The sequence below is a fragment of the Rhodanobacter fulvus Jip2 genome (assembly GCF_000264315.1).
Taxonomy (GTDB): domain Bacteria; phylum Pseudomonadota; class Gammaproteobacteria; order Xanthomonadales; family Rhodanobacteraceae; genus Rhodanobacter; species Rhodanobacter fulvus.
The window spans coordinates 19,081-32,749 of the sequence record NZ_AJXU01000028.1 but is presented as its reverse complement, the minus strand read 5'-3'; the positions used below and the strand labels follow the sequence as shown (position 1 = coordinate 32,749).

The following is a 13,669-nucleotide window of genomic DNA, read 5'->3' as shown; positions in this document are numbered from 1 at the left end:
GTCAGGGACTTCCGCATGAAACATGCACGCATTCTGCTTTCATTCGGCGCCGTCCTGGCGTTCGCCTCCACATCGTTGCTGGCCGCCGACGCGGGCAACGCGGCGAATGGCAAGGAAAAGGCCGCCACCTGTTTCGCCTGCCACGGCACCGACGGCAACGCGGTTGATCCGCAGTATCCGCGCCTGGCCGGTCAGTATCAGCTGTACCTTTCCCACGTGCTGCACGAGTACAAGAGCGGCCAACGCAACAACCCGATCATGAAGGGCATGGTTTCCACCTTGTCCGACCAGGATATTGCGGATGTGTCCGCGTACTTCGCCGGCCTGCCGACCAAGCTGGATACGCTCAAGGGTCATCTGCAGGGCGACAACTGAGCCGCTCGATCCACGATCGAAAAAAAGCCCGCTTCGGCGGGCTTTTTTGTTTCCGGTGACCCGGCCTGACTCAAACCGCGGCGGATGTACCCTCATGCTTGCGGTAATACGGCTTTTCACCGCCCGCGTGATCGGTCGCGTCGCGAACGGCGGTGATCTCGGGTACCCGCTCGCGCAAGGTTTTTTCCACGCCCTGCTTCAGCGTCACATCGACCATGCCGCAACCGTGGCAACCACCGCCAAACTGCAACAGCACCACGCCATCGGCATCGATTTCCAGCAGGCTGACACGGCCGCCATGCGATGCCAGCTTCGGGTTCACCTCGGCCTCCAGCACATAGCGCACGCGCTCGATCAGACCCGCTTCCGCACCCGGCACGTGACCCTTGATCATCGGTGCGCGGATGTTGAGCTGGCCGCCGGTGGAGGTCGGCTCGAAATCGATGGTGGCGTTGTCCAGCCAGCGTGCACTGTCGCCGTCGATATGGAAGTTGAAACCGGCGCACTCGATGGTCCATTCACCACCGATCAGGTCGACCGGCTCGCAGAACTCCAGCTCGCAGTTCGCCGCCGGTGTGCCTGGCGCCGTAACGCGCAGGCGAATGCTCAAATCGTCGATGCCCTGTTGTGAAAGAAGGCGCAGGAAATGCTGCTGTGCGCGTTCCGAGATGTCGATCATGCCCACTCCGCCAAAGCTTGCGCCGCTGCTGCGGCTAATCAGCACCATTTTAGTCCAGTTTCCGTTTGCACGCGCGGCTTTGACTTTTCAGGCGGCAACATCAACGCTGCATGGCTTCACCACGGATCCCCGGAGTACCGCATGAAAGCGAACCATTTGTCCGCGCAGCATTGCCAGCCGCGCAAGGGAAAGGCGGATGCGGTGGACGCGTCACAGACGGCGGAGTTGTTGCAGCAATTGCCCGGCTGGAAACTCAGCGACGATGGAAAGGCCGTCGCCAAGGATTTCCGCTTTGACGACTTCCACCACACGCTGGGCTTTATCGCCGCCGTCGGTTTCATGGCCAATCAGCAAGACCATCATCCTGATCTCGAAGCCGGCTACGGCCACTGCCAGCTGACGTGGTCGACCCACGATGTGGGCGGATTGTCGATGAACGATTTCATCTGCGCGGCGCGGGTCGAGGCGCTGCTTGAGCGCTGATCAAATGTCCGTACGCGACTTGTCGCGGGTATAGACCAAGCGCTTGCCTTTGACCGCCAGCACGTCGAGGAAGGCCTTCAGGTCGTCCGGCAGCGGCGTGGAAAAGCTGTACGAACGCCCGTCCAGCTCGAAGCTGAGATGCGCCGCGTGCAGGAACAGGCGCTGCAGGCCCATCTCGCGGAAACGCTTGTTCATCTCCCGATCGCCGTATTTCGGGTCGCCCGCCAGCGGATGGCCGATATGGGCCGCATGCACGCGGATCTGATGGGTGCGACCGGTACCCAGCGTGGCCTGCATCAGGCGCGCGCCCGGGTACTGTTCCATCTCGCGGAAGAATGTCAGCGACGGCTTGCCGCTTTCGGCCACCCGTACCATCCGCTCGCCCCCTTGCAGCACCGACTTCAGCAGCGGCGCATTCACGTCGAACTTGGCCTTGGACGGGTGCCCGAGCATCAGGCACAGGTATTGTTTGGTGACCTCGCCGGCGCGGATCAGCGCCTGCAAACCGGTCAAACCGGCACGCGTGCGGGCAAAGACCAATACACCGCTGGTATCGCGGTCCAGCCGGTGCACCAGTTCCAGGTGTTCCTGCGGCCGGGCGGCGCGCAGCAGTTCGATGGCGCCATGGCTGACACCGCTGCCGCCGTGGCTGGCCACGCCGGAGGGCTTGTCGATCACCAGGAAATGCTTGTCCTCGAACAGGATCGCATCGGCCACCGAGGCCACCAGACCGCTGGCGGGCGCCTTGCCTTCCTCACGCTCGGCCACCCGGACCGGAGGGATGCGCAACGTATCACCGTCCGCGAGACGCGTATCCGGCTTGGCCCGCTTGCCGTTGACGCGCACCTGACCGGTGCGCAGCAACCGGTAGATCATGCTCTTGGGAACGCCTTTGAGCAGGGTCATCAACGCATTGTCGATTCGCTGGCCATCCCGTTCAGGGCCAACCACGACTTGACGCACACCTTGAGGTGCATCGGGGGAAGTTACCGTTTGCATTGAAAAAAACCTGCTTAAATAGGATACTCGGCGGGCGTCCACTTGGCCCGCCGTTACATGGCTCGGGAGAGGTGGCCCACCCGCAACGTCGGCGAGGATGGCGGCGGTTGCCCGTTCGGCACCGACCACGATCTCCCTTTCATCGTAACGGTTGGGTTGTTGTTTGTCCGATGCCATGTGGGGTCGGATACGACAACGCAAGTAGATCGAATCATCCCCGACACCGGGAACGGTGCCGTCATTTTGCCGCTTAACCGCTGCGGCGCGATCCCCGGCAGGCCGCCATTGAGGCGCCACCGCGGCACGCGACGCGCGGCAAGCCGAGGAAATCCACCATGAAACGTATGTTGATCAACGCGACTCAGCGTGAAGAGTTGCGTGTGGCCATTGTCGATGGCCAGAACCTGTACGACCTGGACATCGAAATCCCTTCGCGGGAACAGAAAAAGTCCAATATTTACAAGGGCCGCATCACGCGGGTTGAGGCTTCACTTGAAGCCTGTTTCGTCGAGTATGGCGCCGAACGCCACGGCTTCCTGCCGCTGAAGGAAATCTCCCGCGAGTACTTCACCGCCGGCCTGGACCCGCACAAGTCCAACATCCGTGAGCTGCTGAAGGAAGGCCAGGAAGTCGTCGTCCAGGTCGAGAAGGAAGAGCGCGGCAACAAGGGCGCCGCCCTGACCACCTTCATCAGCCTGGCCGGCCGCTACATGGTGCTGATGCCCAACAACCCGAAGGCGGGCGGCGTCTCGCGCCGTATCGAGGGTGAAGACCGGCAGGCGCTGAAGGAAGCGCTGGAGCACGTCACCGTACCCGACGACGTCGGCCTGATCGTGCGCACCGCCGGCCTCGGCCGCGACGCCGAAGAACTGCAGTGGGATCTGGATTACCTGCTGCAGCTGTGGAAATCGATCTCCGAAGCGGCCAGCAAGCAGAAGGCGCCGTTCCTGATCTATCAGGAATCGAAGCTGTTCATCCGCGCCCTGCGCGACTACCTGCGCAGCGACATCGGCGAGATCCTGATCGACGAGGAATCGCTGTACAACGACGCCCGCGATTTCATGCAGCAGGTCATGCCCAACGCCCTGCGCAAGCTGAAGCTGTACAAGGACGACACCCCGCTGTTCACCCGCTATCAGATCGAAACCCAGATCGAGAGCGCGTTCGACCGCCAGGTGCGGCTGCCCTCCGGTGGCTCGATCGTGATCGACCAAACCGAGGCGCTCACCGCCATCGACATCAACTCGTCGAAGGCGACCAAGGGCAGCGACATCGAGGACACCGCGTTCAACACGAACTGCGAGGCCGCGGTGGAGATCGCCCGCCAGGCGCGCATCCGCGATGCCGGCGGCCTGATCGTGATCGACTTCATCGACATGGACAGCCCGCGCCATCAGCGCGAAGTGGAAGACCGCCTGAAAGAGGCGCTGAAGCTCGACCGCGCCCGCGTGCAGATCGGCCGCATCTCCCGCTTCGGCCTGCTGGAAATGTCGCGCCAGCGGCTGCGCCCGAGCTTGGGCGAAGCCAGCGAAATCGTTTGCCCGCGTTGCGAAGGCCACGGCCACATCCGCGGCGTGGAATCGCTGTCGCTGTCGACGCTGCGCCTGATCGAAGAGCACGCGATGAAGGACAACACCGGCCAGGTGCTGGTGCAGGCACCGCCGGCCGTCGCCAACTTCCTGCTCAACGAAAAGCGCGTCAGCGTGGTGGAGATCGAACTGCGCCACAAGGTGCACGTGGTCGTGGTGGCCGATGACAAGCTGGAAACGCCGCACATCGAGATCATGCGCATCAAGGAAGCGGAGATGGGCGAGCACAGCAAGCCCAGCTACGAGCGCCTCACCGCAGTCACTGCCACTGAACTGCCGAAAATGGGCCAGACCCTGGGCAGCAGCGAACAGCCGGCGGTCAGCGGCATCATGCCCGCCAGCCCCGCGCCGATCCGCGAAGAAATCGCCGCAGCCCCCGTGGCCGCAATTCCGTCGGCCAAATCGACAGCACGCGCCAAGCCATCGCCGACCGCGTCCACCGGCGGCCTGATCGCGCGCATGCTGGGCTGGTTCCGCAGCAGCATGGAAGCGGCGCCGGTGGAAAAGTCCGCCGAAAAATCCCCGGCCAGCGGTGCCAATCGCAATAACCACCGCGACGAGCGCTCCAACCGCGGCCGTTCGGGCCAGCCTGCGCAGCAGAACGGCACACCGGCGCGCCAGCCCCGTCGCGACGGCGCATCGCCGTCAGCAGCCAAATCCTCTTCATCACAACAGCCCAAGGGCAACCGCCAGCGCAACAGCGAGCCCGGCCAGTCGCGGCAATCGCAGCCGGCGCAGAATGCCGCCCCGGCTCGCCAGCCACGTCCGCCACGTCCGGCTGCCACGGAAAGTGCCGCTGCCGTCACCCCGCGCCCCAATACCCAGCCGCAGGCCAAGCCCGAGCGCCAGCCGCGCCCACCCGTTGCCGAGCCGCTGGAAGCCGCACCGCTGGCCGATGCCGCGCTGGAAGCGAAGCAGCTCGCACCGGCCGTGACCTCGGTCGCACCGGAAGCCGAAGAAGCACTCGATGCCGACGGCAGCCCGTCCCGCCGCCGCCGGGGTCGCCGTGGTGGTCGCCGTCGGCGCCGACACGACGAAACAACCGTCGCAGAGGGTGGTACGGAAGCCCAGGCGCAGTCCGTCGACGATGAGGACCACGACGCAACCAGCGACGTCGGCACCGAGAAGCCGAAGCCCACGACGCCCAGCCAGAGCGCGCCAAAGGCAGTCGACACGGCGGCTACCTCCGAGCCCGCGCCCCGCGTCGCGGTGGAATCGTCCAACGTCGCCGTAGCAGCCACCGCCGCTGCCGTCGCCGGCGTATCCGACAACATCCCGCAGCAGGATCGCCCCGCACCCGTCGTCGCCGCAGCGGCTGTCACCGAACTCGAGCTGCCTCCGCTCCCGCCCATTCCCGCCTCCATTGCGGACTCGGCGGCCGTACCAGACGACACCGATATCGTGGTCAAGGCATCGCCTGTTGCACCGTCGGTAGCGCCGCCAGTGGCTGCCATCCCGACATCGACGACATCGGCCGACGCACCCGCACAGGCGCCCGCCAAGCAGCCAGCGCATGAAGCAGCCGCAAGCGAGAAGACGAACACCGTCGCGACGCCCGGTGTGCATACCCCGCTGGTAGCAGCGGTGGCGGCTGCGATCAACGGACCGCGTCGTGAGGACGTCGCTTTCGCAACCGTCTCCACGCCGGCGCCCGCAGCAAAACCGATGATCGCGGTCGTCGCCGAAGAAGCGGCGCCTGAAGTGGCGGAGCCTTCACCCGCGCCAGCACCCGCGACCCCGGCACCGGAACAAGGTGACCTGTTGGCCGCCAATCGCGCTGCTTCCGTAAGCCACAACATCAACACGACCGAGGCCAATCGCCCGGCCGGACAGCCGCAAGCTGACTGAACCCCGCGGCACAGCTGTGCAAACAAAAGCCGGGCATTGCCCGGCTTTTTGTTTGCCCCATCCTCTGCGATCAACTGCCGATGGCGTGGCCCGGATTGTCGATCAATCCATGCACCGTCATCAGGTGCGCCAGGTTGAGCACGTGATCCACCCGCAATTTTTCCATCAGGCGCTGCTTGTACGTCGACACGGTTTTCGGACTCAGGTTGAGCTGCTCGCCGATCAGCGTCAGTGGCTTGCCGCACACCAGCATCATCGCCACCTCCAGCTCACGGCTGGACAATGCGTCGAATGGCGAGGTGCTGCCATCGAGAGTCGCCAACGCCAGTTGTTGCGCCACGGCAGGCGCCAGGTAGCGCCGACCGGTCGAAACCTGGCGTATGGCGGTAACCAGCTCCTCGGCCCTGCATCCCTTGGTGAGGTAGCCCAGCGCCCCTGCGTCCAGCAGCCGTTTCGGAAAGCGCGCGTCATCGACCACGGTGACCACCACGATGCGGGTCGACATCTTCGCGCGATTGACGCGTTCGGTAAGTTCGATGCCGCTCATGCCCTGCATATGGACGTCCACCAGCGCGATGTCCGGCTTCAACGTGCGAATCAATCGCAAGCCGTCTTCCGCATTTCCCGCTTCGCCCTGGATACAGATGTCCGACTGCTGCTGCAAAATCATCCGGAAGCCGGTGCGCACCAGCTCATGATCGTCCACCAATATGACATTGATCACCGCATGCCCCTCCCTGGTTAGGCTTAGTGAAATTAGGCTGCTGAACAAATCATTGCAAGCCATGGAGGTGCTGCCCGCGAAAACAGGCAGCCACCTGCCGACGTCACGCATCGTGATCTGGCATCCCCGCCAATCATCGCTGCGGCAAATCGATCACCAAAATTTGCCACGCCCGCCCTTACCTCTTATGTAAGCGCTCGCCCTGGCATACCGTGCGGGAATGTCTGGCCTGCAAGCCATCGGTGGTATCCGGATCCCCGCTCGGATACCAAAGACGATGGCGGCGGCATAAAAAAACCCGCCGAGCGGCGGGTTCTTCCATTCCGCAGCAGTCCGCTGCGAAAGTATCAAATGGTGCCCAAGAGGGGACTCGAACCCCTACGACTCTCGTCGCTACCACCTCAAGGTAGTGCGTCTACCAATTCCGCCACCTGGGCAGGTGTGTTTCTACCGCGCCCTTTTCAGGGTTTTGTCGCAGGTTTCGGCTGGGGTACAGCCGGAACTTCGCCTTGGTTGCCGGCGGGAGCCGTTGCGGCCTCGGGCACGGTCGTGGCCGGCGAGGTGGCTTGCGGCACTTCCGAGCTGACGGCTGTCTTGCCGGCGGGTGCTTCAGCGGGCTTGGTGGCCATGCCGGACATCACGCCAAGATCGACGGCGTCCTGATGAGCGTTGCCGTTGTAGTTCAGGTAAATGCCCATACCCAGGCTGAGGGCAAAGAACACCGCGGCGAGCGCGCCGGTGGCCCGGGTCAGGAAGTTGGCCGAACCACGCGCACCGAACACGGTGGCAGAAGCACCGCCGCCGAAACCGGAGCCGGCGCTGGCGCCCTGCCCGTTTTGCAACAGGATCAGCACGGTCATTGCCGCCGCGACCAGAATGTAGAAGACGCTGAAGATGACGAACATGATTTCTCGGAGCCTATGGCGCTTGGTGCGCCGCGGCGCAGATGTCTAGGAAGTCGGTTGCAGTCAAGGCTGCGCCGCCGACCAATCCGCCATCGACGTCCGGTTGCGCAAACAGCTTTGCGGCGTTGACCGCGGTGACGCTGCCGCCATAAAGCAGCCTAGTCAGACGGGCGATTGTAACATCTTCTTTTTCGAGTTTGCTACGAATGAACGCGTGAACGTCCTGCGCCTGTTGCGGCGTTGCCGTCTCGCCGGAGCCGATCGCCCACACCGGTTCGTACCCGACCAGCGCCGTGTCGAAACTCGCAATTCCGCTGAGTCGCAGGACCGCTTCGAGTTGTTCGCCGATGACGTTTTCGGTTTCACCACTGTCACGCTGCTGGCGGGTTTCACCGACACAAAGGATGGGGGTAAGTCCTCCCGCCCTCGCGGCCGCGAATTTTCGCGCGACGCATTCGTTGCTTTCGCCGTGATAGCGGCGGCGCTCCGAATGACCCACCAATACATAGTCCACACCGACTTCCGCCAGCATCGCGGCGCTTACCTCGCCGGTATAGGCGCCCTGACCTTCATGTTCGCTTACATCCTGCGCGCCCCATTGCAGGGCCGTGCCGGCAAGTTGTTCGCTCAAGGTGTTGATGTATGGATACGGGGGAAACACGGCTACATCGATGTCGGTCGGCATGCTGGCGGCAATGGCGCCGGCCAGGTCCGAGGCCATCGAGCGACTGCCGTACATCTTCCAGTTTCCGGCCACAAGTTTTCTGCGCATGGTCTGCTTCATAGGCGAGCGAGCGGCAAGCTTACTGATGCCCCTGCCCCCCGGCAAACTGGTCATGCCGCCCGCCGCAATCCAGTACCACTTTGCCTATAAATTGATACCACGGGCACCATCGGACCATACCAATTCACATTTGTGCGCGATCCCGAGTCGTGAGGGTTGGAGATCGGCGAGGGCCAGGAACGCATGTTGGAGCCGGGATCACCCACGCGAGGACCGTCACAACTGCAGATAAGGCGCCAGCAAACCTTCCAGCCAACCCATGAACTCGCGAACCCGACCGGGCAGGTTGCGGCGGTTGGCGTACAGGATCGACAGCGGCATCGGCTCGGCTGGAAATTGCGGCAGCACTTCCACCAGTTGCCCCTGCTCGATCCACGGCTGCAGGCTTGCAACGGGCGACTGGATCAGCCCCAACCCGGCCAGGCAGGCCGTCGTATAGGCCTCGGTGTTGTTGACCGTCAGCACGCCCTCCATCGGCAGGCACGCGTATCCCGTGGCGGTGGGATATTCCCACCCCGGCGGTTTACTGCCCAGCGTGGACGCGTAGTGGATCAGTCGATGTGCCGAGAGATCCTCCAACGTTTGCGGCGTGCCGTGGCGGCGCAGATAGTCGGGGCTGGCGCAATTGATGACGCGCAGGTTGCCGAGCGGACGGGCCACGAGGTTGTTTTCCGCCAGCGGGCCGGCGCGCAACACGCAGTCGAAACCCTCACGTACCAGATCGACCAGGCGATCGGTGCTGCTCAACTCCAGCTCGATCGATGGATGCGCCTGCAGGAATTCCGGCAATCGCCTGATCACGATGTTGCAGGCCATGCCGGTGGACATGTCCACCCGCAAGCGCCCGCGCAGCGATTGGCCACCTTGCTGGAACATCGACTGCAACTCGTCCATGTCCCCCAGCAAGTCCTTGCTGCGCTCGTAGAAAGCCTGGCCGTCGTGGGTCAGGCTGACCTTGCGCGTCGTCCGGTGCAGCAACCGCGTGCCGAGCAGGCTTTCCAGCTGTTGCACGGCCATGGACGCGCTGGCCTTGGGCATCGCCAGGCTCTCGGCGGCGCGCGTGAAGCTGGCCATTTCCGCCACCCGCAGGAATATCCGCATCGCATCGAGTTTGTTCACGCGCCTTCCCGTGGAGGTGCTCAGGTCTGGCTGAGCAGCTATTGTTCAAAAATGACGAACATACAAATCAACTAATGCCAATTTATCCCTTGTTCCTCGATCAATAAAGTGGCCTCTCCCTTATTCATCGGAGACATCCATGACTCGCAACGCATCCCCCATCGCACTCGTCACCGGCGGCAGCCGCGGCCTGGGCAGGAACGCCGTACTGAAACTGGCCGAACAGGGCACCGACGTCATCATCACGTACCGCACCAATCGCACCGAGGCCGAGGCTGTGGTGGCGCAGGTCGAGGCCATGGGCCGCCGGGCGGTGGCGCTGGCGCTCGACATGGCCGACAGCCAGCGCTTCGATGCCTTCGTTCGACAGGTGGGTGAGGTGCTCGAAAGCCGCTGGCAGCGCCAGCAGTTCGACTTTCTCGTCAACAACGCGGGTACTGGCGGGCACGCCGGCTTTGCCGAGACGACGGAAGCGCAGTTCGACGAACTGGTCAACGTGCACTTCAAGGGCGTGTTTTTCCTCACCCAGAAGCTGTTGCCGCTGATCGCCGATGGCGGACGCATTCTCAACGTCTCCAGCGGCCTGACTCGATTCACCCTGCCCGGCTACACCGCTTATGCGGCGATGAAAGGTGCCATCGAGGTACTCACGCGTTACCTGGCCAAGGAACTGGGCCCGCGCGGCATCGCCGTGAACGTCCTGGCGCCGGGTGCCATCGCCACCGATTTTGGTGGCGGCGCGGTGCGCGACAACGCGCAGTTGAATGCCTTCGTGGCATCGCAGACCGCCTTGGGCCGGGTCGGCGAAGCGGACGATATTGGAGGCGTGGTGGCGTCGCTGCTGACGTCCGCCAATGGCTGGATCAATGGCCAGCGGATCGAGGCCTCCGGCGGCATGTTCCTGTAATCATCGACGGAAGTTCTACGGCGCTGGTCGCGACGCCACCGCTGCCAGCTCCACGGAGGGAGCTGTGGTGCTCAGGAATTGCTGGCGCGTTCGATGCGGCGATCCGGAATCAGCCACAACAACGCGGCCAGCACGTACATGGCCTGGCCCGCCCACGGCCGCCAGAACGTCAACGCAATGCCCGTCAGATAGAGCAGCGGTGACACTTTGCCCTTCCAATCCGACCCGATCGCCGTGGCGAGCACGGCGTCGCGGCCATCAGCCACGATAAGCGTGCGCTGCAGCAACCAATAGGCGACCGCCGCCATCAACAGCACCACGCCATAGACAGCCGTCGGTGATGCGGCGAAGTGGTTTTCGCCCATCCAGGCCGTGGTGAACGGAAGCAGCGACAGCCAGAACAGCAGGTGCAGGTTCGCCCACAACACGCGCCCCGATATCCGGTGCACGGTCGAGAGCATGTGGTGATGGTTGTTCCAGTAGATGCCCACGTACACGAAGCTCAGCACGTAGCTGAGCAGTACCGGAGCCAGTGGCGCGAGCGATGCCAGCGCATGGCTTTCGGGCACTTTCAGCTCCAGCACCATGATGGTGATGATGATCGCGATGACGCCGTCGCTGAACGCTTCCAGCCGCCCCTTGCCCATGTTGTCGATCCCCATCGGCCACCCGGTGGCCCCAGGTGGCACAGCTTGCCTCACGACCGACGCGGTTGCACGGCGAGCGTCGGATGGGGCTGCCCGTCATTCCAGCACTCGACAAAGCCACGCATCATCCCCATCTTCAACCGCACACCAACCACCGGAGATTTCGATGACAGCCACCACCGATCGCGCCATCCTTGCCGGCGGCTGTTTCTGGGGCATGCAGGATCTTCTGCGCCGTCAGCCCGGCGTCGTCTCCACCCGCGTGGGTTACTCCGGCGGTGACGTGCCGAACGCGACGTATCGCCATCACGGCACCCATGCCGAGGCCATCGAGATCGTGTTCGATCCGCAGGTCATCAGTTATCGGACCCTGCTGGAGTTCTTCTTCCAGATCCACGACCCGAGCACCGTCAATCGACAGGGGAACGACCGGGGCACCAGCTACCGGTCGGCCATCTTCTACACCAGCGAAGCGCAGAAAGAAGTGGCCGAAGACACCATGGCCGACATCGACGCGTCGGGCTTGTGGCCGGGCAAGGTCGTGACCGAGCTGGCGCCGGCGGGTGACTTCTGGGAAGCCGAGCCCGAACACCAGGACTATCTCGAACACTTCCCCACCGGCTACACCTGCCACTTCATCCGGCCGGACTGGAAACTGCCGCGGCGCGCCTGAAGCCCGACGTCGCCAACCGTTGTCGCCCCGCTCGCGCGTTCGCGGGACGACAACTTTCAGCGCGCCTTCTTCGACCGTGGTGGCCATGGCGCAACGCGCCAGCAGGTGTAATAGAAAACCTTGAGCTGTGCGCGCACCGACTGCAACGGCATGGTGAAGCCATCACGGAAGGCGTCACTACGACCGCCCACCCATGCGCCGACCGACCAGGCCGAAATCAGATCCACCAGATCGGCGGGCGGGAGATCACGGCGGATCACCAGCGCGTTGCCAATCGCTTGCGCACCGCCCCGCGGCTGGCTCAAACGCTTTTCGTCGCCGAGCTGAAAATAGGAGCTGCCACCACGCAAGGCAATCTGACGCGCACGTGGGATGCCTACTTCGTCGTACGCCGTCACCGTGGTCCGGCCCGGTTGGCACTGAATCGTGAGCCGGTGCGTTCCCTTGCGATCAGCCAGACGCAAATCCAGTCGGGGCGCCGGCGCGGACAGATCGTAAGTGGCCGTCGTCGGTAGCCGGCCATTGTTGGCGAGACCGGAAGCGGTCATCTTTTCGGCCGTCAGCCACGCCTCGCTGCCAAGCATTTCATCCTTGATCCCCATTGCCTTCAGATAGGTGACGGCATCGGGCGAATGACGCGTGGCCTGCGTCTGCGGCGAGCTGAATCCGATACGGTCGCGCCCGCTGGGCACCCAGCGATACAGGCCACCGAGATAGGCGTAGAGGCAGGCATCCATGCAGACAGCTGTCTTGGCCTCGATGCTCGCCCGCTTCGGCTGTCGCGGCGTACCCAGATGCGTGGCCATGCCGCCAGCGCGAAACATCCTGCCCAACGCCATGCCAGCAGCGCGGTCATCGCCGCGCGCGTTGAGATAGACGTCCGAACCTCTTTCGATGCGGCCGGACGCAACCAGCGCCGCAAATCGCTGCGGCGCGCCGGCATCGATCTCGCCATGCAGATACACCTGCGGGTAATGCGTCAATGACAGCGTCAGCCGATCGCGGACGACGTCGATCTTCAGTGGCTTTCCGCGGCCGGTCGACGCGCTGCCGAACGCGGGCATCGCGACAGACAGGAGCAACAGCGCGCACAGCAGCGCGGCACAGCGCGCGGCATGGCGGACAATCGAAATGGGGCCGGGATTGCGGTGCACTTGCATGACTCGGGATCAGGCCCTCCAGTGTGTGGGTTGCTGAATGTCTCGAGAGTGAATATCCGTCCGGATCCATCGCCTGCCGATCGCCATTGATTTTGGAAACGATCCATTCCAAAATGGCGGCATGAGTCCATCCAATCCGCCCATGACCACGCGCCCCCGAGGACGCGGACGGCCGCGAGAATTCGACATGGCCAAAGCCCTGGACGGAGCAGTCCGGGTTTTTCGCGAGCGTGGTTACAACGCAACGACGATTGCCGATCTCACCCAGGCCACCGGGCTGGTCGCGGGCAGTATCTACAAGGCGTTCAAGGACAAGCGCGGGATATTCCTGGCCGCCTTCGACCGTTATGTCGAGGAAAGGGACGCGATGCGCCGTCTTGCCCTGCGCCATGCGGGCAACGGGCGTGAGCAGCTCGGGGAATTGCTTGGCCTCTACGCCGTGGCATCCTCCGGAGCAGAGGGAAAGCAGGGTTGCATGGTGGCCGGTAGCGCGACCGAGCTGGCAACCATGGACGCGGACACTGCACGGCGCGTGCGAGCCGCCTATGCCCGCAATGAACGACTGCTCGTCCGCACCATCCGCGATGGTCAGTCGGATGGATCGATCCGTGCGGATCTGGACAGTGCAGCGGCCGGTCGACTGATGCTGTGCGTCCTGCAGGGCATGCGCGTCGTCGGCAAGACCGGGCGATCGCACGACGACATGAACGCGCTGGTCTCGCTCGCCCTGAAAGTCCTCGATTGATTTTTTTTGACCTATTAGGAAATAAATATTTC

At 63.6% G+C, this 13,669-nt stretch carries 14 protein-coding genes and 1 tRNA gene; 6 read left to right on the top strand and 9 right to left on the bottom strand.

The window, feature by feature from the left end:
- Nucleotides 1–15: 15 nt before the first annotated feature.
- The gene (locus UU9_RS05515) at nucleotides 16–375 is read left to right on the top strand and encodes a c-type cytochrome (protein ID WP_007080737.1); all 360 of its coding nucleotides are present in this window, start codon (nucleotides 16–18) and stop codon (nucleotides 373–375) included.
- A 70-nt stretch (nucleotides 376–445) separates the two neighbouring features.
- Here the strand turns inward: UU9_RS05515 and UU9_RS05510 are convergent, their stop codons facing one another.
- Complete coding sequence (locus UU9_RS05510) at nucleotides 446–1,054, bottom strand: NfuA family Fe-S biogenesis protein (RefSeq protein ID WP_040670347.1); 609 nt, start codon at nucleotides 1,052–1,054, stop codon at nucleotides 446–448.
- A gap of 141 nt (nucleotides 1,055–1,195) precedes the next feature.
- Here UU9_RS05510 and UU9_RS05505 point away from each other — a divergent pair, with 141 nt between their 5' ends.
- Nucleotides 1,196–1,537 (top strand): 4a-hydroxytetrahydrobiopterin dehydratase, encoded by a 342-nt coding sequence (locus UU9_RS05505; RefSeq protein WP_007080735.1) that lies wholly within the window; start codon nucleotides 1,196–1,198, stop codon nucleotides 1,535–1,537.
- Here UU9_RS05505 and UU9_RS05500 read toward each other — a convergent pair whose 3' ends face one another.
- Nucleotides 1,538–2,536, bottom strand: a complete 999-nt coding sequence (locus UU9_RS05500) for an RluA family pseudouridine synthase (protein ID WP_083838922.1) — start codon at nucleotides 2,534–2,536, stop codon at nucleotides 1,538–1,540.
- A 335-nt stretch (nucleotides 2,537–2,871) separates the two neighbouring features.
- Here UU9_RS05500 and UU9_RS05495 point away from each other — a divergent pair, with 335 nt between their 5' ends.
- Nucleotides 2,872–5,973, top strand: coding sequence for an Rne/Rng family ribonuclease (locus UU9_RS05495; RefSeq protein ID WP_007080733.1), 3,102 nt, complete (start codon nucleotides 2,872–2,874; stop codon nucleotides 5,971–5,973).
- Between the two features lie 70 nt (nucleotides 5,974–6,043).
- Here the strand turns inward: UU9_RS05495 and UU9_RS05490 are convergent, their stop codons facing one another.
- From UU9_RS05490 to UU9_RS05470, 5 genes are all read right to left on the bottom strand, one after another.
- Nucleotides 6,044–6,697, bottom strand: a complete 654-nt coding sequence (locus UU9_RS05490; RefSeq protein ID WP_007080732.1) for a response regulator — start codon at nucleotides 6,695–6,697, stop codon at nucleotides 6,044–6,046.
- Between the two features lie 352 nt (nucleotides 6,698–7,049).
- Nucleotides 7,050–7,134: transfer RNA gene (locus UU9_RS05485), tRNA-Leu, on the bottom strand.
- Between the two features lie 24 nt (nucleotides 7,135–7,158).
- Nucleotides 7,159–7,602 (bottom strand): preprotein translocase subunit SecG, encoded by a 444-nt coding sequence (gene secG, locus UU9_RS05480; RefSeq protein WP_007080731.1) that lies wholly within the window; start codon nucleotides 7,600–7,602, stop codon nucleotides 7,159–7,161.
- 13 nt (nucleotides 7,603–7,615) lie between these two features.
- Nucleotides 7,616–8,374: a triose-phosphate isomerase gene (tpiA, locus tag UU9_RS05475; RefSeq protein ID WP_040670413.1), complete on the bottom strand. Its 759-nt coding sequence runs from the start codon at nucleotides 8,372–8,374 to the stop codon at nucleotides 7,616–7,618.
- Nucleotides 8,375–8,602: 228 nt separating this feature from the next.
- Nucleotides 8,603–9,505, bottom strand: a complete 903-nt coding sequence (locus tag UU9_RS05470; RefSeq protein WP_007080729.1) for a LysR family transcriptional regulator — start codon at nucleotides 9,503–9,505, stop codon at nucleotides 8,603–8,605.
- Nucleotides 9,506–9,644: 139 nt separating this feature from the next.
- On the opposite strand from UU9_RS05470, the gene UU9_RS05465 reads away from it, so the two are divergent.
- On the top strand, nucleotides 9,645–10,412 hold the full coding sequence (locus UU9_RS05465; protein WP_007080728.1) for an SDR family NAD(P)-dependent oxidoreductase: 768 nt from the start codon (nucleotides 9,645–9,647) through the stop codon (nucleotides 10,410–10,412).
- A 71-nt stretch (nucleotides 10,413–10,483) separates the two neighbouring features.
- On the opposite strand, the gene UU9_RS05460 is transcribed toward UU9_RS05465, so the two are convergent.
- Nucleotides 10,484–11,074: a TMEM175 family protein gene (locus UU9_RS05460; protein WP_237710224.1), complete on the bottom strand. Its 591-nt coding sequence runs from the start codon at nucleotides 11,072–11,074 to the stop codon at nucleotides 10,484–10,486.
- A 151-nt stretch (nucleotides 11,075–11,225) separates the two neighbouring features.
- Here UU9_RS05460 and msrA point away from each other — a divergent pair, with 151 nt between their 5' ends.
- A complete protein-coding gene (gene msrA, locus UU9_RS05455; protein ID WP_007080726.1) occupies nucleotides 11,226–11,732 on the top strand; it encodes a peptide-methionine (S)-S-oxide reductase MsrA in 507 nt (168 codons plus the stop codon).
- A gap of 56 nt (nucleotides 11,733–11,788) precedes the next feature.
- On the opposite strand, the gene UU9_RS05450 is transcribed toward msrA, so the two are convergent.
- Entirely contained in the window at nucleotides 11,789–12,892 is a 1,104-nt protein-coding gene (locus UU9_RS05450) for a hypothetical protein (protein ID WP_007080725.1), read from the bottom strand.
- Nucleotides 12,893–13,079: 187 nt separating this feature from the next.
- Between UU9_RS05450 and UU9_RS05445 the strand changes: the two genes are divergently transcribed.
- Nucleotides 13,080–13,637 (top strand): TetR/AcrR family transcriptional regulator, encoded by a 558-nt coding sequence (locus UU9_RS05445; protein ID WP_007080724.1) that lies wholly within the window; start codon nucleotides 13,080–13,082, stop codon nucleotides 13,635–13,637.
- The last annotated feature ends 32 nt before the right edge of the window (nucleotides 13,638–13,669 follow it).